This window comes from Pseudomonas sp. Leaf59 (assembly GCF_920984685.1).
Taxonomy (GTDB): domain Bacteria; phylum Pseudomonadota; class Gammaproteobacteria; order Pseudomonadales; family Pseudomonadaceae; genus Aquipseudomonas.
The window spans coordinates 21,667-46,979 of sequence record NZ_CAKLBR010000017.1; the positions used below are offsets into that span (position 1 = coordinate 21,667).

The following is a 25,313-nucleotide window of genomic DNA, read 5'->3' on the forward strand; positions in this document are numbered from 1 at the left end:
CAAGGACTTTTTCGATGACCGCTTCCCCTACTGCAGAACGCCCGAGCCTGCGCTCCCAGCGCCTGAACCAGATCACCCACGCGCCACACACCCGGCTCGACGCCCTGGTCAAGGCCCACGCGCCGTTCGACACGCGGGCCAACTTCGCCCGTTTCGTGGTGGCGCAGTACCTGTTTCAGTCGGAACTGGTGGCGCTGTACAACGATGCCGAGCTGATCGACATCATCCCCGACCTCGCCGAACGCTGCCGCGCCGACGCCGCCCGGCTCGACCTGGGTGACCTCGACACCGAAGTGCCGACACCGGTCGCCGGCGCCGTGCAGAACCCGAGCAGGGCCGAAGCCCTGGGCTGGCTGTTTGTGTCCGAGGGTTCCAAGCTCGGCGCCGCGTTCCTGATCAAGCGCGCCGTGGGCCTTGGCCTGAGCGAAACCTTCGGTGCCCGCCACCTGGGCGAGCCGGCCGGTGGTCGCGCCGAAGGCTGGAAGCGCTTCACCCGCACCCTCGACGCCCTCGAGTTCAGCGCCGAAGAAGAAGCCGCCGTGGAAAAAGGCGCGATTGACGCGTTTGTACGCTTCACCGTGCTGCTCGAACAGGCGTACGCTAGCGCCCCCGAACTGGCCTGATTACCTGAATTGGAATGCGATCAAATGTGGGAGCTGACTTGCCCGCGAAGACGTCGGCCCAGCAAGCATTGATGTTGACTGACCCACCGCTTTCGCGGGCAAGCCCGCTCCCACAGGGGGTTCGCATTTCAAACTGATTTTTTGCTTTATTTTATATTGCGCACAGACATGACCGGCAAACCCCAATCCACCTCAAAAATCGCACAGCTCCTGTTCGGCCTGCTGGCCTACGTCAGCCTGGGCATCGGCCTGGTGGCGATTGTAATCCCGGGGTTGCCCACCACCGAATTCATCCTGCTGGCCGCCTGGGCCGCCACCAAAAGCTCACCGCGCCTCAGCGCCTGGCTGGAAAACCACCGCCTGTTCGGGCCCATCCTGTTCAACTGGCGCAACGGCAAAATCATCGCGCGCCGGGCCAAGGTCAGTGCCACCGTCAGCATGCTGGTGTGCGCCTTGCTGATGCTGGTGATGCTTGATCACGGCTGGCCGATCTACCTGGCAATTGCCGGCATGGGCCTGGGCAACCTGTGGATCTGGTCGCGCCCGGAACGGCTCGCAGCCCCCACCCAACGTGGCATGTAGTCTTTTTCCTACCGCTCATCGCCTTGCCCTCACGAATTGATTCATGACGCCGATGTTTCAGGCATAGCGCCGAATGGACTTGGCTCGTCCTGTTTGCACTCAACTTTGTCCTTTCGCGAGTTAACCCATGCTCAACACTCTTTCAATTCGCCTGAAAATTGTGCTGCTGTCCGGCCTCTGCCTGTTGGGGGTGATTGCGCTGATCGTCAGCATCAACCTGCGCGAGACCGACAAGAACGATCAACTGACCAGCGACTCAAGCTCGCGCATGCTCACCAGCAACGTGCAGAAACTGCTGCAGGCCAACGCTGCTGAACAAGCTCTGCAGTTGCAGAAAACCTTCGGCGACAACCTCACCGCCGCGACCGCCCTCGTCGACCAGGTCAAGGACCTGCGCAACCTCGCCGCCAAACGCGGGCTGGAACCTGCTGCGCTGCGCGAGGAGCTCAACCAGAGCCTGAAAACTGCCTTCGAGCGCAACAGCAAAGTGCTGGGCATGTGGCTATCGTTCGAGCCCAATGGGCTGGACGGCAAAGACAGCGAATTCGTCGGCGACAAGGCCCGCGTGTCCAATGAGTCAGGACGCTTCGCCAGCTACTGGAGCCGCGCCGGCGGCACAGACGTGAACACCATCATGATCGAGGAGGATCTGAACAAGACCGCCCTCAACCTCAGCGGCACGCCCTACAACATTTGGTACACCTGCTCACGCGATACCCGCAACACCTGCCTGCTGGACCCTTACGAAGACACCGTCGCCGGCAAGACGGTGCTGATGACCACCCTGTCGCAGCCATTGATCGTGGACGGCAAGGTGATCGGCGTGGTCGGTGTCGACATCGCCCTCGGTGCCCTGCAAGTGGCCACCGAGGAGGCGCAAAAAAACCTCTTCGACGGTGCCGCGCACCTTGAGGTGATCTCCAGCACCGGCCTGATTGCGGCCTACAGCGGCGAACCGGGCAAAGTCGGCAAGAACCTGGCGCAAATCATGGGCGCCGAAGGCAAGGAAGTCGTGCAACTGCTGGCCACTGACAGCCACGTCAACCGCGAACAGGGCGACACGATCCGTGCGGTCTACCCGTTCAAGCCGATTGCCGATGCCAAGGCCTGGGGCGTGGTGGTCAAGCTGCCCAAGCACGTGATGCTGGCTGATTCGACCAAGCTGCAAGGGGTCATCGATGAGGCCCAGGCCGCCAGTGCGCTGTTGTCCATCGGCGTGGGTGTCGGCGCGGGGCTGCTCGGATTGCTGCTGATCTGGCTGACCGCCACCGGCGTCACCCGGCCGATCAACAGCGTGGCCGCCATGCTCAAGGACATCGCCAGCGGCGACGGCGACCTCACCCAGCGCCTGACGTACACCCGCAAAGACGAATTGGGCGAACTGGTGAACTGGTTCAACCGCTTCCTCGACAAGCTGCAACCGACCATCGCGCAGATCAAGCAAAGCATCACCGAAGCGCGAGGCACGGCCGATCAGTCATCGGCCATCGCACGCCAGACCAGCGAAGGCATGCAGGTGCAGTTCCGCGAAATCGACCAGGTGGCCACCGCGTCCAATGAAATGAGCGCCACCGCCCACGACGTGGCCAACAGCGCGTCCAGTGCCGCCAGCGCGGCGCGCGGCGCGGACCAGTCGGCGCGTGAAGGCATGTCGATCATCGAGCAAAGCACCCGTGACATCACCACTCTGGCCGACGAAGTGAGCAAGGCCGTGAGCGAAGTCGAGGCTCTGGCGGTCAACAGCGAGCAGATCGGTTCGGTACTGGAAGTGATCCGCAGCATCGCCGAGCAAACCAACCTGCTGGCCCTGAACGCGGCCATCGAAGCGGCTCGCGCCGGCGAAAGCGGTCGTGGTTTTGCGGTGGTGGCCGACGAAGTGCGCAACCTGGCCAAGCGCACCCAGGACTCGGTGGAAGAAATTCGCCTGGTGATCGAACGCATCCAGAGCGGCACCCGCGGGGTGGTGGCGACCATGCACTCCAGCCAGCAACAGGCCCAGAGCAATGCCGGGCAAATCCATCAGGCGGTCGCGGCGCTGGGCAAGATCAGCGAAGCGGTGACGGTGATCAGCGACATGAACCTGCAAATTGCCAGCGCCGCCGAAGAACAGAGCGCAGTGGCCGAAGAGGTCAACCGCAACGTATCGGCGATTCGCACCGTGACCGAGACCCTGACCGGCCAGGCCACCGAGTCGGCGGCCATCAGCAGCCAACTGAATGCCCTGGCCAGCCAGCAGATGAAGTTGATGGATCAGTTCAAGGTGTAGAGCTGGCCCCCTCCCACATTTGGATCTCCATTTGCCTGATGGAGATCACACTGTTTTTGATCTCCGGCGCCCCGTCAACCTTGCTGGCCGGCGTGCGCGCACACCGAGCATTAGCGAGGCGCCGGAACCAATCTCAGCCTTCACCGCAGCAACCGATGTGCCCCCTGTCAAACGCCGGACCACCCCTGCACAAACGCCGCCACATCCTCCTTGGGCGCACTACGCGGCGGATTCTGCGGCGTCCCCAAATACAGAAAACCAATCACCTCTTCCCCCTCCACCAGCCCCAACCCCTTGGCCACATGCGGCGAATACGACAATTCCCCGGTACGCCACACCGCACCAATCCCCTGCGCATAAGCCGCCAGCAAAATGCTATGGGCCGCACAGGCTGCTGCCAGCAGCTGTTCGGATTTGGGCACCTTGAAATGCGCCTGCAGGCGAGCAATCACCACCACCACCAACGGCGCACGCAGGGGGCCGTTCCGAGCCTTGTCGATGGCCGCTTGCGGCGTCTCGGCATCATTGAGCAGCGCCGCTTCGGCCAGCAAGGTGCCCATCTGCTCACGGGCAGCGCCTTCCACCGTGAGGAAGCGCCACGGCCGCAATTGGCCGTGGTCAGGCGCGCGCATGGCGGCGGCGAACAGCACATCGCGCTGCTCCTGGGTCGGTGCCGGCTCCAGCAGACGCGGCACGGAAACACGATTGAGCAAAGCGTCGAGAGCCTGCATGGGCCACCTCCAGAAAAAAATGTGGGGTCATTCTAGCGGGAATGAAACGCGATGCCAGCAAACGATAATTGCTCTTATTCATTGCCCCCGGCCCTGTTAGACTTTGCGACCCCTTTTTCGCCATCGCCTCAGGAAACTCGATGTTCCGTTCGCTTTTTCGCCTGTGCGCAGCATTGATGGCCTTGAGCCTGACCGCCTGCGACGACGCCCCCAGGTTCACCAAGGCAGAGCCTGGCGAAGCGCGGGCCGGTGGCGCAGCGACGGTGAACAAGCGGGACCAGAACGCGTTTTCCCTGCCCTCGGCCAACTTGTCGCCCACGCGCCGCGTGGACTTCAGCGTAGGCAACAGTTTCTTTCGCAGCCCCTGGGTAATCGCCCCCTCCACCACCACCGCCCGCGATGGCCTGGGGCCGCTGTTCAACACCAATGCCTGCCAGAACTGCCATATCAAGGACGGACGCGGCCACCCGCCGCTGCCCGATGCGCCCAACGCCGTGTCGATGCTGGTGCGCCTGTCCCTACCGGATACGCCGGACTACGCCAGGCTGATCGAACAGGCCGGCGTGGTGCCCGAGCCGGTGTACGGCGGCCAGTTGCAGGACATGGCCGTGCCGGGCGTGGTGCCGGAAGGCAAGGTGCGGGTCGACTACACGCCCGTCAACGTCACCTTCAAGGACGGCACGGTGGTCGAGCTGCGCAAGCCTGCGCTGCAGATCACCCAGCTCGGCTATGGGCCAATGCACCCGGACACGCGCTTTTCCGCACGCATCGCCCCGCCGATGATCGGCCTGGGCCTGCTCGAAGCCATCAGCGAAGCCGATATCCTGCGCAACACCGACCCGAAGACCGCCGGCAGGGACGCACTCATCGGCCGCGCCAATCAGGTGTGGGATGACGCCCGGCAAACCACCGTGCTCGGCCGTTTTGGCTGGAAAGCCGGGCAACCGAACCTCAATCAACAGAATGTTCACGCGTTTTCCGGTGATATGGGCCTCACCACTTCCCTGCGACCGTTCGATGACTGCACCGACGCTCAGGTCGCCTGCAAACAGGCGCCCAACGGCAATGGCCCCGAGGGTGAGCCGGAAGTCAGCGACAATATTCTGCGCCTGGTGCTGTTCTACACCCGTAACCTTGCGGTGCCGGCGCGTCGCGGCGTCGACACGCCGCAGGTGCTGGCTGGCAAAAACCTGTTCTACCAGGCCGGCTGCCAGGGCTGCCACACGCCGTCGTTCACGACGGCTGCCAATGCCGCCGAGCCCGAGCTGGCCAATCAGTTGATTCGCCCCTACAGCGACCTGCTGCTGCACGACATGGGCGAAGGCCTGGCCGACCACCGCAGCGAATTCAAGGCCGGTGGCCGCGACTGGCGCACGCCGCCGTTGTGGGGCATCGGCTTGACGCAGACCGTGAGTGGCCACACCCAGTTTCTGCATGACGGCCGCGCCCGCAACCTGCTTGAGGCCGTGCTGTGGCACGGCGGCCAGGCACAGCCGGCGCAGCAGCAGGTGCTGTCCTTTGATGCCGAGCAGCGTGCCGCGTTGCTGGCGTTCCTGAATTCTCTATAAGCTTTGCCCCAATCCGATAAGGGAGCTCGACATGTTCCGTCCCAAGTTGTTGTTCACCAGCCTTGCCGCCCTCGCCCTCGGCGCCTGCTCACCGCAAGACCCGCAGGCCGTGACCTCGGCAGCCATCGCCAAGCAGGTGATCCTGCCGACCTACAGCCGCTGGGTCGACGCCGACCGTCAACTGGCCGTCAGCGCTCTGGCCTATTGCCAGGGCAAAGAGAGCCTGGACACCGCCCGCGCCGACTTCCTCCACGCACAAAAAGCCTGGGCCGAGCTGCAACCGCTGCTGATCGGCCCGCTGGCCGAAGGCAATCGCGCGTGGCAGGTACAGTTCTGGCCGGACAAGAAAAACCTGGTAGGCCGCCAGGTCGAACAACTGGTGACCGCGCAGCCGCAGATTGACGGCGCAGCCCTGGCCAAGTCCAGCGTGGTGGTGCAAGGCCTGTCGGCCTACGAATACATCCTGTACGACGCCAGGACCGACATCGCCGACGCCGCGCAAAAAGCCCGTTACTGCCCACTGCTGATGGCCATCGGCGAGCGTCAGAAAGCCCTGGCCGAAGAGATCCTGGCGAGCTGGAACAGCACCGACGGCATGCTCGCGCAAATGAGCAAGTTTCCCAACCAGCGCTATGCCGATTCCCACGAGGCCATCGCCGACCTGCTGCGCGTGCAGGTGACCGCGCTGGACACCCTGAAGAAAAAACTCGGCACGCCGATGGGCCGTCAGACCAAGGGCATCCCGCAGCCGTTCCAGGCTGATGCCTGGCGCAGCCAGTCGTCCCTGCAAAGCCTGGAGGCCAGCCTCGCTGCCGCGCGCACTGTGTGGGTGGGTGTTGACAACAAGGGCCTGCGTGGTCTGTTGCCGGCCGAGCAAAAGCCGTTGGCCGACAAGATCGATGCTGCCTACGCCGCCTCGCTCAAACTGTTCGCCAGCAACCAGCGCCCCCTCAATGAACTGCTGGCCGATGACGCCGGGCGCCAGCAGCTCAATGACCTCTACGACAGCCTCAACGTCGTCCACCGCCTGCACGAAGGCGAGCTGGCCAAGGCGTTGGGCATTCAGCTTGGCTTCAACGCCAATGACGGTGACTGATGATGCTCAGGCGACAGGCTTTGGCGGTGGGCAGCGTATTGCTCAGCGCCCTCACCCTTGGTGGCTGGACATTGTTCAAGCAGAAGGACAAGGGCCCGCTGCTGCTGTCGGCGCGCGATGATGCCGATGGCAACCACTACGCCGTGGGCTACCGCCTGGACGGCAAGCCGGTGTTTGCCACCCAGGTCGGCCAGCGCTGCCACGACATCATCAACCACCCGACGCGGCCGATTGCGCTGTTTGTCGCCCGTCGTCCGGGCACCGAGAGCTACCTGATCGACCTGCGCGATGGCGCATTGCTGCAGACCCTCACCGCCAACGCCAACCGTCATTTCTACGGCCATGCGGTGATTCACAAAGGCGGCGATTGGCTGTACGCCACCGAGAACGACACCTGCGACCCCGGTCGTGGCCTGCTCGGCGTGTACCGCTTCGACGGCGAGCGACTGGTGCACAGTGGCGAGCTGTCCACCCACGGCATCGGCCCGCATCAGGTGTCATGGATGCCCGATGGCGAGACCCTGGTGGTGGCCAACGGCGGTATTCGCACCGAGGCCGAAAGCCGTGTGGAGATGAACCTCAACGCCATGGAGCCGAGCCTGGTGCTGATGCAGCGCGACGGTACGCTGATCAGCAAGGAGACCCTCGCCCAGCCGATGAACAGCGTGCGCCATATGGGCATCGCCAGCGATGGCACCATCCTCACCGGGCAGCAATTCATGGGGCCGTCCCAGGAGCGTTCCGAGCTGCTGGCGATCAAACGTCCCGGTCAGCCCTTCGTCGCGTTCCCGGTGGCCGATGAGCAGTTGCAGGCGATGGGGCATTACACCGCCAGCGTCGCCGTGCACAGTGAGCTGCGCCTGGTGGCGTTGACCGCGCCGCGGGGCAATCGCTTCTTTATCTGGGACATGGACAGCGGAGAGCTGCGCCTGGATGGACCGTTGCCTGACTGCGCGGGTGTGGGAGCGGTGGCGGATGGGTTTGTAGTGACGTCAGGTCAGGGGCGCTGCCGGTTCTACGATTGCCGACAGAAACAGCTGGTCGCCCAACCGTTGGAGTTGCCGGCGGGGCTTTGGGATAACCACCTGCACCTGGTCTGATCTGCGCCATGACGACGCCTCTGTGGCGAGCAGGCTTGTCCTGCGTTGGGCTGCGCAGCAGCCCCAAAGCCAGGCGCTGAGCCGTATCAGGTACACCGCGTTTTGCTCGATTGGGGGCGCTTCGCACCCCAACGCGGGGCAAGCCCGCTCGCCACAATAAGCCCACACATTTTCCTTAACTGAACGGCATTAGGGCAAGCCCGCTCGCCACACCAAGCCCGTTCCCCTAGGTGATGGGCGTTGATTTCAGATCCGTTGCCCACAAAAAAAGGGCCTCACGGAGTAAGGCCCTTTCGGGGGTTTCAATCGCTTCAACTTTGCGGCCTCATCCCTTGGGACATCCCGAACATGAACAACAGCAAATCGTGATCGGGCCTGGCCGCCACATTCGCCTTGGCAACCCGCGGCAGCAGGCATTGCCCGCTGCCTTGAGTTGCACTGAGCACCTGTGTCCGAGGCTGCTCCCATGCAGCCAGGGCAAGGGCTGACACGCCCAACGCCCCGACCAGAAACAAACCTCGTGCTATTTCTAGCTTCATTTGGTTAAACCCTTGATAGCGCTGCCAAACGCCGTCTCGTAAAAATAGCTCAGTTTCTTCCAGTCGCTATCGCTGAACGACGAATGGCGCCGCAGTTGCAGCATGTCGTGGGAGGCGGCGCGATAAGCGGTCAGCCGCTGGCGGCATTTTTCGAAGTCCAGCAGTGCCACTTCCACCTTGGCCGAGTCGACGTCGCCTGTCACTTTTACGAACACATGCTTGATGTACAGGCAACCATGCTGCCAGCGCCCTTTATGCATGCGGGCCAGGGTTTCGGCCAATTCCTTGAGCAGGCGCTCATGCACCGCTTCGCCATACTGTTCACGGCCGCCGGCGGCGTACCAGTTTTCGATCTCGTCGAAACCATCCAGCGAGGCCGTCACCAATAAGGCTTTCCATTGGTGTTCGGGGTCGCGACGCGCCTCACAGAACACCATCTCGGGCACTCGCACGTCCAATAGCCGCAAGCCCTTGAGCGCATCGCGCTCGCGCAACACGGTCGGGCGCCCGAACGGGTGCAGCCAGCTACGGTAGATATGCCCGGTCTGGCGCTTGCTGTAGAGCAAGCGACCGTTGGCGCTGACGACACGTTGCACACCGCTCTCACCGCCACGTCGACGGTTGGGCTCCTCGACCCACTCGCCCTGCTGGCGCCAGAAATAATCAAATCGCTCCTCGGGAGCTACATGACTGCCTGCTACGCACTCAACTGCCATCCTGTTACCTCTTGCGCAATACATAAACTCGCCACATGGCGTAGAGCGGGATGAAATCCAGGGATTCCTGAACACGGAAACCGGCCTGCTCGAATTCTGCCTCAACAGTAGCAGCCGGTAACACAAATCTGTTTTGGTAACCGTCCTGCTCACCTTTCCTGCGACGTTTGACCTCGGCGCGCTTGCGTTTCCAGGCCTTGAAATTGCCATCCACCCACAGCGAAATGATCACGCTGTCACGGGTAACCCGTTGGAACTCCCGCAGAATCGCCAGCCTGTGCGCCGGGTCACCGATATGGTGGAGCAGGCGCATGCAGAAAATGCTGTCGACCGAACTGTCTGGCAAATCAATATCAAAGGCTGAAGTCTGCAAAGGCCGTACCCGTTTCACCACATCCGCCGGTTGGGCCAGCGTTGCGACCTTCAACATGGATGCGGAATTGTCCGCACCGATGATCACACGGTTGGGCTTTTCGGCCAGCAGCGGCCAGAAACGTCCGGCACCACACGGCAGGTCCAGCACCAGGCCTGGCTCACCGGCCATGGCCAGTGCACCGCGTGCCAACTGTTCGTCGCGTTTGTGGGACAGCCGACGCGCCAGATTGTCCTGATGCTTGAGCAAATAATTCTGCGCATGCTGATCATCGTACTTTTCGGAAAACTCAAGCTTGATTGGGGAAGGCATCTTACGTCTCCAGTAACTGATGCCTGCAACCTTAAGCAGCGAACTGTGATCAACAGGTCAATCAAGTGTGAAAAACTTGTCCTGTCTATTCCGATACATTTCAAGACGTTACTGAAAACTGCAGGAGCGAATGTATTCGCCCCTGCATGCCGCGCTTACAGCTTGGGCGGGTTCAGCTCGACACGAAAGCAGCAACCGCTGGGCTCCATGGTGCTCAAGCTGACGCTCCAGCCCTGGTTCTCGCAGATGCGTTGTACCAGCGACAACCCGAGCCCCAGGCCTTCGCCGCGCTTCTCGCTGCCAGTGCCGCGTACGAAGGGCTCGAACATCGCTTCGCGTTTTTCCTCGGGAATGCCGACGCCGGAGTCCTCCACCACGAACCCGCTGGGTTCAAGGGTGAGGCGAATAAAGCCGTGTTCGGTGTAGTGCAAAGCGTTGCGCAACAGATTGCCCATCACCGCGTGCAAAAAGGTGGTGTTGTAACGTGTGTCCAGCGGGCTGCCCGGGTGGTAGATGAGTTCCAGGCCCTTGCGCTCGATGGGCTCGCGCCAGATCCCGAGCAGGTCTTCAGCCACCTGCGGCAAGGTCACCTGGGGCGACATGGTTTCCTCGCTGTGTTCGGCGCGGGCGAGCATCAGGAAGGTCTGCACCAGTTCGCGCATCTCTTCACAGGCCCGGGCAATGCGCTGCACCTGGTTGCGTCCGCGCTGATCGATCGCCGGGTTCTCCAGCAGCAGTTCGCAGGAGCTGGCCAGCACCATCAGCGGGGTGCGCAATTCGTGGCTCACGTCGCTGGTAAACAGCTGCTCGCGCGACAGCGCCTGGCGCAGGCGGCCCAGGGTGGCGTCGAACGCTACGGCCAGTTCACCCACCTCGTCAGCCGCATAATCCGGCGCCAGGGGCGGTGCCAGGCCGAGCAACTGGTCGCGGTGGCGTACCTGACGCGCCAGACGTACCACCGGCGCCATCACTTTTCGCGCCAGCACCCAGCCGAGGAATACCGCCAGCGCCAGGCTGAGCACAAAGCCCACCAGCACCACGGCAAACAGCACACGCTCGCGCTCCTCGAAATCGCTCTGGTCCTGCAGCAACACATAGCGCCGGCCATCCACCACTTCGACCATGGCGTGATACGACAGCGACTCGCGAAACACCTCATGGAAACCCGGCTCCAGGTGCCGCAGGTCCTTGGGCAGTTCGAAGTCGCCCGGCCCGCCGCTGAAATAAAACAGCTGGTCCGGCTCGGGACGGTGGCGCCAGTCTTCGACGCTGTCCATCATCAGCAGGCGCTGCAGGTCGCCGCCCAGGCCGGCCGAGATGAGTTTCTCTTCCACCAGGTGCACCGTGGCAACGATGCCCATGGCGAAGGCCCCCGCCACCAGCGCGCTCATCAGGGCAAACGCGATGATGATCCGCTGGGCAAGGCTTTGCTTAAACTCCATCTCGACCCTCGGCCAGGCGGTAACCCACGCCGTGCACGGTTTGCAGCAGCGGCTTGGCAAACGGCTTGTCGATCACCTGGCGCAATTGGTGGACGTGGCTGCGCAGGCTGTCGCTGTCCGGGCAGTCGTCGCCCCACAGCGCTTCTTCGAGGATCTCGCGACGCAACACGTGGGGGCTCTTCTGCATCAAGACCGCCAGCAGCTTGAGGCCGACCGGGTTGAGTTTGAGCAGGCGGCCCTCGCGGGTTACCTCGAGGGTGTCGAGGTCGTAGCTCAGGTCGCCCACTTGCAGCGCACGGCGTCCGCCACCCTGGGCACGGCGCAGCACCGCTTCGATACGTGCGGCCAGCTCCGACAGCGCGAACGGCTTGAGCAGGTAGTCATCGGCGCCGGACTTGAAGCCTTGCAGGCGGTCATCCAACTGGTCGCGGGCGGTGAGCATGATGACGGGCGTGTCACGCCGCGCATCTTCGCGCAGGCGTTTGCACAGGGTGTAGCCGTCGATGCCCGGCAGCATGATGTCGAGCACGATCAGGTCGTAATGCTCGGTCGCGGCCAGGTGCAGGCCCGACAAACCGTCCTGCGCACAGTCGACGGTATAGCCCTTGAGCCCCAGATAATCCGCCAGGTTGGCGAGGATATCGCGGTTGTCTTCAACCAATAAAATTCGCATGGGCAATGTCTCCGTACGCGGTAACGGCCATGTTGGCTCGCGCAGCTTAAGGGCAAGTGTGGCTGAGGGATAGAGCCGAAACGGCGCTCGATAACAGTTTTCAACTGATCGCATGGACAAACGAGATTTTCACTATAGCTTCACAAGTTGACCACAGCCTCAGGCTGAAGATCGCCGCCCATCGATATAAGGAATATAGACATGGCATTTTTCAAAACCGCTCCTATGCGGTACTTGCTGTTGATAACCGGTGCCTGGTTACTGGTTTTCCTGCTTACCCGCAGCGTGCTGCTCATCACCCACATGAATGAGGTCGGCGGCAATCTGCTGCCGGTGTTCGGCGTGGGACTGCTTTACGATCTTGGGTTCCTGGCCTATGCGGCCCTGCCGCTGGGACTGTATGTGTTGCTATGCCCGCCTGCGATGTGGCGCCTTCGTGGCCATCGCTGGTTCCTGCAAGCGGTGCTCACGGTGAGTCTGTTTGCGATGCTGTTCACTGCGGTGGCCGAGTGGCTGTTCTGGGACGAGTTCGGCGTGCGCTTCAACTTTATCGCCGTCGACTACCTGGTGTACTCCGATGAGGTGCTGAACAACCTGTTGGAGTCGTACCCGATCGGCAAGCTACTGAGCCTGCTGGCGATGCTGGCCCTTGTCTTCAGCGTCGCATTGCGCAAACCGTTCAATGCTGCAATGCACGCACCGCTGCCCGCCGCGCGTGACCGTCTGCTGAATGCCCTTGCCCTGATGATGGTGGCCGGCGCGAGTCTGCAATTGATAAGCCAGGACAGCCCGCGCGCCCAGGGCGGCAACGCCTACAACAACGAACTGGCAAGCAATGGACCGTATCAGTTCTTTGCCGCCTTTCGTAACAACGAACTGGATTATCCAAAGTTCTATACGACTTTGCCTACTGAGGTGGTCGCCAAACAATTGCGTGTCGAACTCAGCGAACCTAATGCACGCTTCATCAGCCAAGACCCACTCGATATCCGTCGCGCCATCACCAACCCGGGCACCCTGCGTAAACCCAATATCGTGCTGGTGACCATAGAAAGTTTCAGCGCCAAGTACATGGGCAGCAACGGCGACGGTCGCAATCTGACGCCAAACCTGGACGCGTTACGCTCGCAAAGCCTGTACTTCAATAACTTCTATGCCACCGGCACCCGCACCGACCGCGGACTGGAGGCCATCACGCTAGCCATCCCGCCTACCCCGGGACGCTCTATCGTCAAGCGCATTGGCCGCGAAAGCGGTTTCGCCAGCCTTGGCCAACAACTCTCGGCCATCGGTTACGACAGCGTGTTCGTCTACGGCGGGCGCGGTTACTTCGACAATATGAATGCATTTTTCAGCGGCAACGGTTATCGGGTCGTGGACCAGAGCAGCGTGCCCGAGGCAGAAATCTCGTTTAAAAATGCCTGGGGCATGGCCGACGAGGATCTCTATAAACAAACCCTGAAACTGGCCGATGCCGATTACGCCAGGCAGCAACCGTTCCTGTTGCAATTGATGACCACCTCCAATCACCGCCCCTATACCTACCCGGACGGGCGCATCGATATCAAATCCGGTAATGGCCGCGACGGTGCGGTGAAATACACCGACCACGCTATCGGCCAATTTCTTGAAGCAGCACGTCAGAAGCCGTGGTTCGACAACACGATCTTTGTGTTCGTCGCCGACCACACCGCTGGCAGCGCAGGCAAGGAAGACCTGCCTATCACCAACTACCAGATTCCACTGTTTATTTATGCGCCAAAGCTGATCGATGCGCGCGAAACTGCGCAACTGGCCAGCCAGATCGACCTGGCGCCCACGTTGTTGGGGTTGATCAACCTGAGCTATGAGTCGACATTCTTTGGCCGCAACCTGCTGCAGGACAATCCGCTTCCTGCACGCGTTGTAGTGGGTAACTATCAGCATCTGGGTCTGTTTGACGGCAAGGACCTGGCGATCCTCAGCCCGCGACTGGGACTGCGCCGCCACAACCTGGCTTTGGACGAGAGCCTGGAGTTGCGCGTGGGCAGCGATGACCCGTTGATCCAGCGGGCGATCACCTACTATCAGGCAGCCAGCTATGGGTTCAAGCAGCGACTGTTGGGCTGGAAAGCGCCAACGGAGGTGGTACCCACCATTGGTGCACGCTGACAGCAGACTTTGAATATAAAAAAGCCCCGCCTGCATCACTGCAGGCGGGGCTTTCGGTACAGGGGTAAGGCTGGCTTACATCATGCCGCCCATGCCACCCATGCCGCCCATGTCTGGCATACCGCCGCCAGCCGAGCCTTCAGCCTTCGGCTTGTCAGCAATGGCGGCTTCGGTGGTCAGGATCAGACCACCGATGGAGGCTGCTGCCTGCAATGCCGAACGGGTCACCTTGGTAGGATCCAGGATGCCCATTTCGATCATGTCGCCGTAGACGCCAGTTGCAGCGTTGTAACCGTAGTTACCTTTGCCGTTCTTGACTTCGTTGACCACAACGCTTGGCTCGTCGCCGGAGTTGGCAGCGATCTGGCGCAGCGGTGCTTCAACAGCGCGACGCAGTACCGCAATACCGACGTTCTGGTCAGCGTTGTCGCCGGTCAGGTTGGTCAGCGCTTCCAGAGCACGGATCAGCGCAACGCCACCGCCAGGTACCACGCCTTCTTCGACGGCTGCGCGGGTTGCGTGCAGGGCGTCTTCAACGCGGGCTTTCTTCTCTTTCATTTCAACTTCGGAGCCAGCGCCAACCTTGATCACTGCAACGCCGCCGGACAGCTTGGCCAGACGTTCCTGCAGTTTTTCACGGTCGTAGTCCGAGGAAGTTTCGGCAACCTGGGCACGGATCTGGTTGATACGCGACTGGATGTCGCCTTCAACGCCAGCACCGTCAACGATGATGGTGTTTTCCTTGGAGATGGTCACGCGCTTGGCGCTGCCCAGGTTTTCCAGGGTGGCGCTTTCCAGGCTCAGGCCGATCTCTTCGGAGATAACGGTACCGCCGGTCAATACGGCGATGTCCTGCAGCATGGCCTTGCGACGGTCACCGAAGCCCGGCGCCTTGACGGCGGCAACTTTAACGATACCGCGCATGTTGTTCACGACCAGCGTCGCCAGGGCTTCGCCTTCAACGTCTTCGGAAACGATCAGCAGCGGACGGCCGGCTTTGGCAACAGCTTCCAGCACCGGCAGCATTTCGCGGATGTTGGAGATTTTTTTGTCGACCAGCAGGATAAGCGGGCTGTCCAGCTCGGCAACCATGGTCTCAGGCTTGTTGACGAAGTACGGGGACAGGTAGCCACGGTCGAACTGCATGCCTTCTACAACCGACAGTTCGTTTTCCAGGCCGCTGCCTTCTTCAACGGTGATCACGCCTTCTTTACCGACTTTTTCCATGGCTTCGGCAATGATGTCGCCGATGGAGCTGTCGGAGTTGGCGGAAATGGTACCGACCTGAGCGATAGCCTTGGTGTCAGCGCATGGCTTGGACAGGTTTTTCAGCTCGGCAACAACGGCGATAGTCGCCTTGTCGATGCCGCGCTTGAGGTCCATCGGGTTCATGCCGGCAGCGACGGCCTTGTAGCCTTCGTTGACGATTGCCTGAGCCAGCACGGTAGCGGTGGTGGTGCCGTCGCCTGCGTCATCGTTGGCACGGGAGGCAACGTCTTTGACCAGCTGCGCGCCCATGTTTTCGAAACGGTCTTCGAGCTCGATTTCCTTGGCGACGGAAACGCCGTCCTTGGTGATGGTCGGAGCGCCGAAGCTCTTCTCGATGATCACGTTACGGCCTTTAGGGCCCAGGGTCGCTTTTACTGCGTCAGCCAGGACGTTGACACCGGTGAGCATTTTTTTGCGGGCGGAATCGCCGAATTTAACTTCTTTAGCAGCCATGATCGATATTCCTTAAATACTTTGTAGTAACGGGAAAATGAGCGGGGAAATCAGTCTTCCAGAACAGCGAGAATCTCGTTCTCAGCCATAACCAGCAGGTCTTCGCCGTCGACTTTCACAGTGTTGCTGCCCGAGTAAGGGCCAAATACAACCTTGTCACCGACTTTAACGGCCAGCGCACGTACGTCACCGTTTTCCAGAGTCTTGCCTGGGCCTGCAGCGACGATCACACCGTGGTTGGCTTTTTCAGCAGCCGAACCTGGCAGAACGATACCGCCAGCGGTTTTCTTTTCTTCTTCGCTGCGACGGATTACGACGCGGTCGTGCAGAGGACGAAGCTTGCTCATTGTCGATCTCTCCTAATTGTGTTTTTCATCGGCCGGTATCAGTACCGGCGGGTTGTAATCCGGCTATGCCGGTCGCGTCTCGCCAGGCAAGACGCGGAAGTCTGTCTGGCGTTGCCACCAGAAAACCTTTCGGTGACCGATACATAAGGGCGCATAAGCTTATTACAAGGGGCCGAGACGGTTTTTTTTGCATCTGCCGCCCAAAGCAACACGGCACCCGAGGGTGCCGTGTCAGTGAAGCGTTATTTGTTGTCGCGGTGTTCGAACTCGCCTTCGATCACGTCGCCTTCACGCCCAAGAGGCTGGCGCGGTGCCGGGCCACCTCGGGGTTGCAGGTCGTCGGCGAACGCGCGCTGGCGCATCGCAGCCTCTTCGGCACGCTGGCGCATCTTGCCGGCCAGCCGTTTGCGAGTGAACGGCAGCAGCATCACCAGGCCGACTGCATCACTGATGAAGCCGGGAAGGATCAACAGGCCGCCCGCCAGGGCCATCATCAGGCCTTCCAGCATGGTCTGGGCCGGCAGTTCGCCGCGGTTCAGGCTTTCACGGGCACGCAACGCCGTGGCCAGGCCGGCGACGCGCAGCACCAATACGCCGAGCATCGAGCCGAGAATGATCAGCAACAGGGCCGGGAAAAACCCGATTGCGCTGCTGACTTGAACGAAGACGAACAGCTCCAACACCGGGAACAGCAGAAAGAGCAATAAAAAAGGGCGCATCAAATGGTTCCTCAACGCAAGAATGCCTTGCCAGTCCACCCTAGATGACGTCGCAATTGTGTGAATTCAAGCGCTGGCAGGCTCTTTTTTCGGCCAGGCCTGGGCATGGGCCAGTGAAACCAGGGCCTCGCGCACTTGTGTCGGCGTGTTGCAAGGCGTTGCAAACGGCAACCAGTGCAGCGATTGGCCGATACGCAGGTGCAGGCCTTCGCTGTCGATGCCGGCCAATTGCGCGGGCTCGCGGGTCGGCAAGTCGCCCAGTTGCACGTAATGGGCAATGGCCTTGGCGTGATCGCTGTTCATGTGCTCGATCATGCTGCGTTCGGTCTTGCCGGCGAACGGATTGGCCAGGGTCAGTTGGTCGACCCAGTGAATCGCGCCGAACCCGCTGATATAACGGTGGCGCACCGGCTTGAGTACCCAGAAGTCGAAATCGTGGGCCTTGTGATAGTTGGCCGAATCGGGGAAGTAGCGGTAATAGCGCTCGGCGGCGGCCTCGATGGCAGCGGCGTCTTCGAGCTTTTCGGCTTCGCCGAGGTAAGTCAGACGCCCCACGGCCTGCACATCATCCGCCTCGCGCTCACCCACCAGCAGCGAGCACTTGGGGTCTTTTTGCAGGTTATGGGTGTGTTGGGCAATCCGGCTGATGAGGATCAACGGCCGGCCCTGCTCGTCCAGGCAATACGGCACGACCGAGCCGAACGGAAAGCCGGGCATGGCTTTGGACAGAGTGGAGAGAGCCCCACGGTATTCCTTGAGCAACAGCTCTCGGGCATTTTTGGCAACCTGCGCGCTCAACGTATGACTCCTCGTGTATTCCGCTGCCCATGGTTTATGGGAATGGATCTCAACACAAGGTAATCAATCTACGCGCCGGTTGCCAGCAACGATCCTGCAGTGTGCTCGACTTTATTACCAGGCCACGCCAAAGCCTGCGGTGTAGCGGGTTTTGCTCAAGTCGCTTTGCTCTTCACCGCTGACCACATCGCGCTCGGCCTTGAGGTTGAGCGACGCCCATTCGGTGACCTTGTAGCGCAGACCGACTTCCGCATCCAGCGAGTAGTCGGCCGGTGCGTCGATCGGCTTGCCCAATTCGCCGTTGGTGAAGAACTCCACGGTCTTGCCAATCAGGTAGCGGTTGTAGTTCCACTTCATGGCCAGGGAATAGAAGTTGTCCTTGCCGCCGTTGGCATATTCGTAATCGGTGCGGTTGACCAGCGAGCCGAGAGAGAACGCGCCCAGTTCGTCATCCCAGAACTGATAGCCCGGGCCGGTGCCGACGGTGCGTTGGCGCGCCAGCTCTTCAACCTTGTCGCGCTTGTAGGTCAGGCGACCCTGCCAGAACCAGTGTTCGGTGATGAAGCGGTCCAGGTCGTATTCCAGGGCCCAGTTGTCGGTGGTGGTGACATCGTCCTGAAACTCGCGGTTGTATTCGCCCTGCCCGGTATGACGCCATTGGCCATGGCGCGCAGTGGTCTTGAAGTCGATGTCGTAGTCGTTGGTGTCCCGTTCGGCGCGCTTGTAGTCCAGGGCCATGTCGACGTTGCCTTTCCACACCAGGTCCTGGATCACAGGCTTGGGCTTGAGGATCTGCTGGATGCTTGCCAGCTCGACGGTCTTGGGCGCTTCGCCATTGGCCAGTACCACTTTGCCGTCATCCGCAGGCTTCAGGGACTTGGCCTTCTCACCGCTGTAGGCGTCCTGTTTGACCAGCAGTTCCTGGTCGCTTTCCAGGGTTTTCACCTGTTTCCAGTCCACCGGAATGGCGCCGCCATAGCTGGTCTGGATCAGCAGTTTGCCGCCATCGAAGACCTTGATCTTGCCCGTCAGGCGGTCACCGTTCTTCAACCAGACGGTATCGGCGAGCACGGGGGTTGAGGCGCTGAAAATAGCGAGGCACAGCAGGGTTCTGGACAACATAAGCGGATTCGGGGCTCAGGGTTGGCGAAAAAAGGACGGTTATCGTGTTAGATAGCTAGCACTGACTCAAGTATGAATGTTCAGTTCAACCAATGCCCTTATTTTTACAGACGTTTCTTACAAACAGACAGACGATCTCAACGGATAGGCCCACAGTGAATCAAGCTGCCGACACCCCGCAAAGCCCCGCCGACATGCGTCGCACGGCGTTATACCTGACTCTGGCGCAAGTCCCCGAAGGCTGCGTGGTGAGTTATGGCGAACTGGCGCACCTGTCAGGGCTGGGCCGCGCTGCACGCTGGGTGGGGCGCACCCTCAGCCAGTTGCCGGGCGACACGCGCCTGCCCTGGCATCGGGTGCTGGGTGCCGGTGGTCGGATAAGCTTGCCGGCAGGCAGCGCCTCGGGCGACGAGCAACGTGCGCGATTACGCGCTGAGGGCGTCACGGTGCGCAACAATCGTGTGGATATTCAGCGCCATGGCTGGCGCCCGGTAGAGCACAGCGGTTAGAGTGCGCGCTTTGTTTCCCGTGAATCTGAGGCAGACTCCAGCCCATGCCCCGTAAAACCTGGCGCGCCGCGCTCGCCGCCTATGCCAGCCCTTCGACGCTTGTCCTGTTGTTGCTTGGCTTTGCCGCCGGCCTGCCTTACATGTTGGTGTTTTCAACGCTGTCGGTGTGGCTGCGCGAGGCCGGAGTGGCCCGTGAGACCATCGGCTATGCGAGCCTGATCGGCCTGGCGTATGCCTTTAAATGGGTCTGGTCGCCGCTGCTCGACCAATGGCGCCTGCCACTGCTCGGCAAACTCGGACGTCGTCGCTCCTGGCTGGTCCTGGCCCAATCGCTGGTGATCCTCGGATTGATCGGCATGGGCTTTTGCGACCCGCAAAAACATTTGTCGTGGCTGATCGCGATTGCGGTGGTGGTGGCGTTTGCATCGGCCACCCAGGATATCGCGGTGGATGCCTATCGCCTGGAAATCGCCGACGACAGCCGCCAGGCCGCCCTGGCTGCCAGCTATATGTCCGGTTATCGCATTGCTGCCCTGCTCGCCACCGCAGGTGCGCTGTTCTTTGCCGAGGGTTTCGGCTCAACGGGCTTCAACTATAAGCATTCGGCGTGGACCGGCACCTATGTGCTGTTCGGCGCGCTGATGGTGCCGGCGCTGCTGACCACCCTGTTCATGCGTGAACCCAACGTACCGCTGCGCACGCAGTTGCAGGCGGGGCGCTACAGTTTTGCGCATCAACTGGTCTCGGTCTTTGTGTTGATCGTGCTGCTGGTGTCGGTGCCGGCGATGTTCACCCAGTTGTACAACACCGATTTCGCCAGCGTGCTGTTCCAGGGCGTAAGCCTGTGGCAATTGCTGATGGAAGACCGCGCCTTCCTGCGCGCCATTCTCTACATCATCCTGACTGCACTGTGCCTGTCGGCCATGGGCCGCCGAGGCCTGGCGCCGGTGCTCACGCCGGTCAACGACTTTATCCTGCGCTACCGCTGGCAGGCATTACTGCTGCTCGGGCTGATCGCCACCTATCGCATGTCGGACACGGTAATGGGCGTAATGGCCAACGTGTTCTACATCGACCAGGGCTTCACCAAGGACCAGATTGCCGGCGTCAGCAAGATCTTCGGCCTGATCATGACGCTGCTCGGCGCCGGCATGGGCGGGCTGCTGATTGTGCGGTTCGGCATCCTGCCGATCCTGTTCATCGGCGGCGTGGCCTCGGCCGCTACCAACCTGCTGTTCGTGATGCTCGCCGACATGGGCCCCGACCTGCAGATGCTGATCTTCACCATCTCGCTGGATAACTTCAGCTCGGGCCTGGCGACCTCGGCGTTCGTGGCCTACCTGTCGAGCCTGACCAACCTGAAGTTCTCCGCCACCCAATACGCCCTGCTCAGCTCGATCATGCTGCTGCTGCCACGCCTGATCGGCGGGTACTCGGGCGTGATGGTGGAGAAGTTCGGCTATCACAGTTTCTTCCTGATCACCTGCATGCTGGGGGTGCCGACGCTGCTGCTGATTGCGCTGCACTGGTATCAGGAGAATCAGCGGGCGCGGTTGAATCCTCCCGCCGAAGAGTGACACGCCTCGATCAATGTGGGAGCGGGCTTGCCTGCGATGCAGACACCTCGGTACATCAGGCACGCCGCGTTGACGCCATCGCAGGCACGCCAGCGCCCACCTGAATCCCTTCAGTTCTGATGCCTGTACTCCGGCAGCAAGCGCCCGTACAATCCCAAGTCATTTCAAGTCCAAGCAACCGACAACGGCCTACCATGCGTACCAGTCAATATTTGCTCGCCACACAGAAAGAAACGCCTTCCGACGCGGTTGTGATCAGCCATCAGCTGATGCTGCGCGCCGGCATGATCCGCAAACTGGCCTCGGGCCTGTACACCTGGCTGCCCATGGGCTTGAAGGTGATGCGCAAGGTCGAGGCCATCGTTCGCGAAGAGATGAACGCCGCCGGCTCTCTGGAAGTGTTGATGCCGAGCACCCAACCGGCTGAGCTGTGGCAGGAATCCGGGCGCTGGGAAGAGTACGGCCCTGAGCTGCTGCGCTTCAAGGACCGTCACGGCCGCGATTTCTGCGCCGGCCCGACCCACGAAGAAGTGATCACCGACCTGATGCGCAACGAGCTGAGCAGCTACAAGCAGCTGCCGCTGAACCTGTATCAGATCCAGACCAAATTCCGTGACGAAATCCGCCCGCGCTTCGGCTTGATGCGCGGCCGTGAATTCATCATGAAGGACTCGTATTCGTTCCACGCCGACCAGGCCTCGCTGCAGGTCACCTATGACCGCATGCACCAGGCCTATTGCAACGTGTTCACGCGCCTGGGCCTGAAATTCCGCCCGGTTGAAGCGGACAACGGCTCCATCGGCGGCGCCGGCTCCCACGAGTTCCACGTACTGGCTGAATCCGGTGAAGACGATATCGCCTTCAGCAACGGTTCCGATTACGCGGCGAACATCGAGAAAGCCGAAGCCGTGCCACGGGAAACCTCGCGCCCGGCGGCGGAGCAAGAGCTGCGCCTGGTGGATACGCCCGAGACCAAGACCATCGCGGCCCTGGTGGACAAATTCAATCTGCCGATTGAAAAGACCATCAAGACCCTGATCGTACGTGCCGAGGAAGAAGGCAAGCTGATCGCCCTGGTGATCCGTGGCGACCACGAGCTCAACGAAATCAAGGCTGCCCAGCAACCTGGCGTGGCCAGCCCGCTGGTGATGGCCACCGATGCCGAACTGCGCGACGCCATTGGTGCCGGCGCCGGTTCCCTCGGCCCGCTGAACCTGCCGCTGCCAATCATCATCGATCGTTCCGTTGCACTGATGAGCGACTTCGCCATCGGCGCCAACATCGACGACAAGCACTACTTCGGCGTGAACTGGGAACGTGACCTGCCGGTTCCGACCGTGGCCGATCTGCGCAACGTGGTGGCCGGCGACCCGAGCCCGGATGGCAAGGGCACCCTGGAAATCAAGCGCGGCATCGAAGTCGGGCACATCTTCCAGCTGGGCAACAAGTACAGCAAGGCGATGAAGTGCGAAGTGCTGGGCGAGAACGGCAAGCCGATCACCCTGGAAATGGGCTGCTACGGCATCGGGATTTCCCGCGTGGTGGCGGCTGCCATCGAGCAGAACAACGACGACAAGGGCATCATCTGGAGTGACGCCCTGGCGCCGTTCCAGGTTGCCCTGGTGCCGCTGCGCTATGAAACCGAGCAAGTACGCGAAGCCACCGACAAACTGTATGCCGAACTCACGGCCGCCGGTTTCGAAGTGCTGCTGGATGATCGAGACAAGAAGACCAGCCCGGGCATCAAGTTCGCCGACATGGAACTGATTGGCATCCCGCACCGGATCGTGATCAGTGACCGCGGCCTGGCCGATGGCAATCTGGAATACAAGAGCCGGACCGAAGCCGAAGCCCAACCGTTGCCGGTGGCTGACGTGCTGTCTTTCCTTCAGGCGCGTATTCGTCGCTGAAAACCAGATCAAGAGAAGTCATGTTCAAGCGAAACACCAGAGCCATGGGGGGCGCCGCCTTGTGCGGCGCCCTGCTGGTCAGCGGCTGCGCCAACCAGATGTCACAACGCAGTGAGCACGAGGAGCGGGTCGAGCGCAAATTGCTCGATCACAGCCTGCAGATCGATGTAGGCGAGCCCAAAGTGCTGGAGCTGCCGCAGCGCCGGGTTCGCATTCACGAACAGAAGACCTTCGAAGTCACCGAGTTCGAAGTCACCCGCCGTTACGACCGCTACACGCCCTACCAGCCCTGGCGCAAACTCTATGAGATGCCCCTGGGCGCGGTCGCCCTGGTGGCGGGCGCTGGTGCCAACGTGGCGAATATCTTCGCCCTCGGCAACCTGCCTGACAGCATGACCCACGACTGGCTGATCTACGGCGTGGACGGGCTCAACCCGTTCATGAACGTGCAATCCCATGGCCGTGCGCAGCAAAACCTCGCCGGCATCGATGAAGTCCAGCGCGACAAGCGCCTGGAGTATTCGAGCCTGCCGTGGAGCGAGCGCCCGGTGCAGGTCACCGCCGGCAGACAAACCCACGAGCTGACCACCGACCGCAATGGCGTGCTGCGCCTGAACCTGTTGGACAGCCCGTTCGCCGAGCAGGACCTGAACCACATCACCACCCTGCTGATCAGCGTGCAGGATGGCCAGGACGATGTGCATTCGGATGCTTCCCTGGCGGTCAGCAGCGGCCTGCGCGGCAAGTTGCTGGAAGCCCACGGGCTGATTTTCGACGACCTGGAAGATGACGAAGTGAGCCAGTGGGTGCACCGGGTCAAGCGCCTGTCGGAACTGGGCCTGGAAGAAGAGGCCAGTGAGCTGGAGCAGAGCCTGATCGAACTGACCCGCAATGATCCGGAGTTGCAGCAGGAGTTTCTGCAGGCGCTGACCAAGGAGGCGGGGCGGCTGGTGGCGGATCCTGGCGCTCGCTGAGTTTTCGCAAACGCTGTAAATCTAAATGTGGGAGGGGGCTTGCTCCCGATAGCGGTGGATCAGTCAGCTTATATATAGCTGACCCACCGTAATCGGGAGCAAGCCCCCTCCTACAGTTTGCTCCGGGTTTCTACCAGGAGAATTCCAACTGTTCATTGCCATTGCTGAGGTCGAGCAACCGCACCCCAATCCCCAACAACCGCACTGGCTTGCCCCCACGATTGAACGCCTGCGTCATCAGCTGTTGATAACTCTCCAGGTCCCGCCCTGCCCCGGCCTGCTCCAGGGTTGTCTGGGTAAAGTCATGAAACTTCACCTTCACGAACGGCTTGCCCGCGCGGTAGCTGCTGTCGATGCGCGCCATGCGCCCGGCCAGGGTTTCCATCAGTTCGGGCAGTTTGGCCAGGCAACTGGCAAGATCGGGAAGGTCCGTATCAAAGGTATTTTCCACGCTGATGGACTGCCGCCGACTGTCATTGTGCACCGCACGGTCATCGATCCCACGGGCAAGGCTCCACAAGCGCTCACCGAAGCTGCCGAATTCGCGCACCAGCGCCAGCTTGTTCCACTCACGCAGTTGCAGGCAGTCCTCGATTCCCAGGCGCGCAAGCTTGTCGGCAGTGACCTTGCCCACACCGTGCAGTTTGCTCACGCGTAACTGGGAGACGAAGTCTTCGATCTGGTCCGGGGTGATCACAAACAGGCCGTTGGGTTTTTTCCAGTCACTGGCGATTTTGGCCAGAAACTTGTTCGGCGCCACCCCGGCGGACACGGTGATATGCAGTTGATTGGAGACGCGGCGGCGGATGTCCTGGGCGATTCGGGTGGCGCTGCCGCCAAAGTGCGGGCTGTCGGACACGTCCAGGTAGGCTTCGTCCAGCGATAACGGTTCGATCAGATCGGTGTAGTCGCGAAAGATCGTCTGGATTTCCTTCGAGGCTTCTTTATAGGCGTCCATGCGCGGCTTGACGATGGTCAGGTCCGGGCACAGTTTCAGGGCGTGGCGTGACGACATCGCCGAGCGCACCCCGTAGGCCCGCGCTTCATAGTTGCAGGTGGCGATCACCCCGCGTCGATCCGCCGAGCCACCCACCGCCAACGGTTTTTGCGCCAGGCTCGGGTCATCGCGCATCTCGATGGCGGCGTAGAAGCAATCACAGTCGACGTGGATGATTTTGCGCTGCGTCATATAAACAGGGGTGTATTTCAACGGGTGGCCAGTATCGCACTCACCCCTGTATATAGCACCAGTAGTTTGATTCTTCCGCCTGAACGGTAGGAAATTTACCCGATGAATGTGTTTTCTCAATCGAATCAGGGCCAGCGATAGAGCTGAGAGCCCCGGCCACGCTGGGCCAGTGCGGCCCACAGCGCCCCAATGGAGAGCTAACCAATTGAACCACAAGCGCTTTTCTTCAATTTACGGGTTGACACACTCGCGTTCCTCTGTAGAATGCCGACAC

At 61.2% G+C, this 25,313-nt stretch carries 23 protein-coding genes and 1 pseudogene; 12 read left to right on the plus strand and 12 right to left on the minus strand.

The features are described 5' to 3' along the window. The first annotated feature begins 14 nt into the window (after positions 1–14). The 4 genes and pseudogenes from LUB09_RS17595 (at position 15) to LUB09_RS24105 (ending at position 3,471) form a co-directional block, all read left to right on the plus strand. Positions 15–623: a biliverdin-producing heme oxygenase gene (locus tag LUB09_RS17595; RefSeq protein WP_209984366.1), complete on the plus strand. Its 609-nt coding sequence runs from the start codon at positions 15–17 to the stop codon at positions 621–623. Between the two features lie 168 nt (positions 624–791). Then, the gene (locus LUB09_RS17600; protein ID WP_231423202.1) at positions 792–1,205 is read left to right on the plus strand and encodes a YbaN family protein; all 414 of its coding nucleotides are present in this window, start codon (positions 792–794) and stop codon (positions 1,203–1,205) included. A gap of 268 nt (positions 1,206–1,473) precedes the next feature. Next, positions 1,474–2,613, plus strand: a pseudogene (locus tag LUB09_RS24100) (PDC sensor domain-containing protein); the annotation flags it as partial. A 102-nt stretch (positions 2,614–2,715) separates the two neighbouring features. Continuing rightward, complete coding sequence (locus tag LUB09_RS24105; RefSeq protein WP_416350659.1) at positions 2,716–3,471, plus strand: methyl-accepting chemotaxis protein; 756 nt, start codon at positions 2,716–2,718, stop codon at positions 3,469–3,471. A 167-nt stretch (positions 3,472–3,638) separates the two neighbouring features. On the opposite strand, the gene LUB09_RS17610 is transcribed toward LUB09_RS24105, so the two are convergent. Next, the gene (locus LUB09_RS17610) at positions 3,639–4,202 is read right to left on the minus strand and encodes an NAD(P)H nitroreductase (protein WP_209984376.1); all 564 of its coding nucleotides are present in this window, start codon (positions 4,200–4,202) and stop codon (positions 3,639–3,641) included. Positions 4,203–4,342: 140 nt separating this feature from the next. Here LUB09_RS17610 and LUB09_RS17615 point away from each other — a divergent pair, with 140 nt between their 5' ends. The 3 genes from LUB09_RS17615 to LUB09_RS17625 are packed head-to-tail and all read left to right on the plus strand — an operon-like array spanning position 4,343 to position 7,966. Beyond that, positions 4,343–5,770 (plus strand): di-heme oxidoreductase family protein, encoded by a 1,428-nt coding sequence (locus LUB09_RS17615; RefSeq protein ID WP_231423205.1) that lies wholly within the window; start codon positions 4,343–4,345, stop codon positions 5,768–5,770. A gap of 31 nt (positions 5,771–5,801) precedes the next feature. Beyond that, on the plus strand, positions 5,802–6,866 hold the full coding sequence (locus LUB09_RS17620; RefSeq protein ID WP_231423207.1) for an imelysin family protein: 1,065 nt from the start codon (positions 5,802–5,804) through the stop codon (positions 6,864–6,866). A 2-nt stretch (positions 6,867–6,868) separates the two neighbouring features. After that, positions 6,869–7,966 (plus strand): DUF1513 domain-containing protein, encoded by a 1,098-nt coding sequence (locus LUB09_RS17625; RefSeq protein WP_231423240.1) that lies wholly within the window; start codon positions 6,869–6,871, stop codon positions 7,964–7,966. A 311-nt stretch (positions 7,967–8,277) separates the two neighbouring features. Here the strand turns inward: LUB09_RS17625 and LUB09_RS17630 are convergent, their stop codons facing one another. The 5 genes from LUB09_RS17630 to colR form a co-directional block, all read right to left on the minus strand. Beyond that, positions 8,278–8,505 carry a hypothetical protein gene (locus tag LUB09_RS17630; protein WP_057007215.1) on the minus strand — a complete coding sequence of 76 codons (228 nt, stop codon included), beginning with the start codon at positions 8,503–8,505 and terminating at the stop codon, positions 8,278–8,280. Further along, positions 8,502–9,221 (minus strand): lipopolysaccharide kinase InaA family protein, encoded by a 720-nt coding sequence (locus LUB09_RS17635; RefSeq protein WP_209984385.1) that lies wholly within the window; start codon positions 9,219–9,221, stop codon positions 8,502–8,504. The genes LUB09_RS17630 and LUB09_RS17635 overlap by 4 nt, the downstream gene beginning before the upstream one ends. A 4-nt stretch (positions 9,222–9,225) precedes the next feature. Further along, positions 9,226–9,906 (minus strand): class I SAM-dependent methyltransferase, encoded by a 681-nt coding sequence (locus LUB09_RS17640; RefSeq protein WP_057007217.1) that lies wholly within the window; start codon positions 9,904–9,906, stop codon positions 9,226–9,228. Between the two features lie 155 nt (positions 9,907–10,061). Then, a complete protein-coding gene (locus tag LUB09_RS17645; protein WP_209984387.1) occupies positions 10,062–11,348 on the minus strand; it encodes a sensor histidine kinase in 1,287 nt (428 codons plus the stop codon). Further along, positions 11,338–12,021 carry a two-component system response regulator ColR gene (colR, locus tag LUB09_RS17650; protein ID WP_003175870.1) on the minus strand — a complete coding sequence of 228 codons (684 nt, stop codon included), beginning with the start codon at positions 12,019–12,021 and terminating at the stop codon, positions 11,338–11,340. Before colR ends, LUB09_RS17645 begins: the two co-directional genes overlap by 11 nt. 201 nt (positions 12,022–12,222) lie before the next feature. On the opposite strand from colR, the gene LUB09_RS17655 reads away from it, so the two are divergent. Then, a complete protein-coding gene (locus LUB09_RS17655; RefSeq protein ID WP_209984390.1) occupies positions 12,223–14,172 on the plus strand; it encodes an LTA synthase family protein in 1,950 nt (649 codons plus the stop codon). Between the two features lie 75 nt (positions 14,173–14,247). Here the strand turns inward: LUB09_RS17655 and groL are convergent, their stop codons facing one another. From groL to LUB09_RS17680, 5 genes are all read right to left on the minus strand, one after another. After that, a complete protein-coding gene (gene groL, locus LUB09_RS17660) occupies positions 14,248–15,894 on the minus strand; it encodes a chaperonin GroEL (protein WP_057007219.1) in 1,647 nt (548 codons plus the stop codon). A 50-nt stretch (positions 15,895–15,944) separates the two neighbouring features. Further along, a complete protein-coding gene (locus LUB09_RS17665) occupies positions 15,945–16,241 on the minus strand; it encodes a co-chaperone GroES (protein ID WP_003175874.1) in 297 nt (98 codons plus the stop codon). 242 nt (positions 16,242–16,483) lie between these two features. Beyond that, on the minus strand, positions 16,484–16,960 hold the full coding sequence (locus LUB09_RS17670) for an FxsA family protein (RefSeq protein WP_209984393.1): 477 nt from the start codon (positions 16,958–16,960) through the stop codon (positions 16,484–16,486). Between the two features lie 66 nt (positions 16,961–17,026). Continuing rightward, positions 17,027–17,758, minus strand: a complete 732-nt coding sequence (locus LUB09_RS17675; RefSeq protein WP_231423209.1) for a HugZ family pyridoxamine 5'-phosphate oxidase — start codon at positions 17,756–17,758, stop codon at positions 17,027–17,029. 114 nt (positions 17,759–17,872) lie between these two features. After that, positions 17,873–18,880, minus strand: coding sequence for a DUF481 domain-containing protein (locus LUB09_RS17680; RefSeq protein ID WP_231423210.1), 1,008 nt, complete (start codon positions 18,878–18,880; stop codon positions 17,873–17,875). 194 nt (positions 18,881–19,074) lie between these two features. Here LUB09_RS17680 and LUB09_RS17685 point away from each other — a divergent pair, with 194 nt between their 5' ends. From LUB09_RS17685 to LUB09_RS17700, 4 genes are all read left to right on the plus strand, one after another. Further along, positions 19,075–19,389, plus strand: coding sequence for an MGMT family protein (locus LUB09_RS17685; protein WP_231423241.1), 315 nt, complete (start codon positions 19,075–19,077; stop codon positions 19,387–19,389). Positions 19,390–19,433: 44 nt separating this feature from the next. Then, on the plus strand, positions 19,434–20,966 hold the full coding sequence (locus LUB09_RS17690) for an AmpG family muropeptide MFS transporter (protein WP_231423211.1): 1,533 nt from the start codon (positions 19,434–19,436) through the stop codon (positions 20,964–20,966). A 194-nt stretch (positions 20,967–21,160) separates the two neighbouring features. After that, entirely contained in the window at positions 21,161–22,876 is a 1,716-nt protein-coding gene (locus tag LUB09_RS17695; RefSeq protein WP_231423212.1) for a proline--tRNA ligase, read from the plus strand. A gap of 20 nt (positions 22,877–22,896) precedes the next feature. Further along, the gene (locus LUB09_RS17700; protein ID WP_231423213.1) at positions 22,897–23,850 is read left to right on the plus strand and encodes a hypothetical protein; all 954 of its coding nucleotides are present in this window, start codon (positions 22,897–22,899) and stop codon (positions 23,848–23,850) included. 130 nt (positions 23,851–23,980) lie between these two features. Here the strand turns inward: LUB09_RS17700 and dinB are convergent, their stop codons facing one another. Further along, a complete protein-coding gene (dinB, locus tag LUB09_RS17705; RefSeq protein ID WP_209984412.1) occupies positions 23,981–25,039 on the minus strand; it encodes a DNA polymerase IV in 1,059 nt (352 codons plus the stop codon). Between the last annotated feature and the right edge of the window lie 274 nt (positions 25,040–25,313).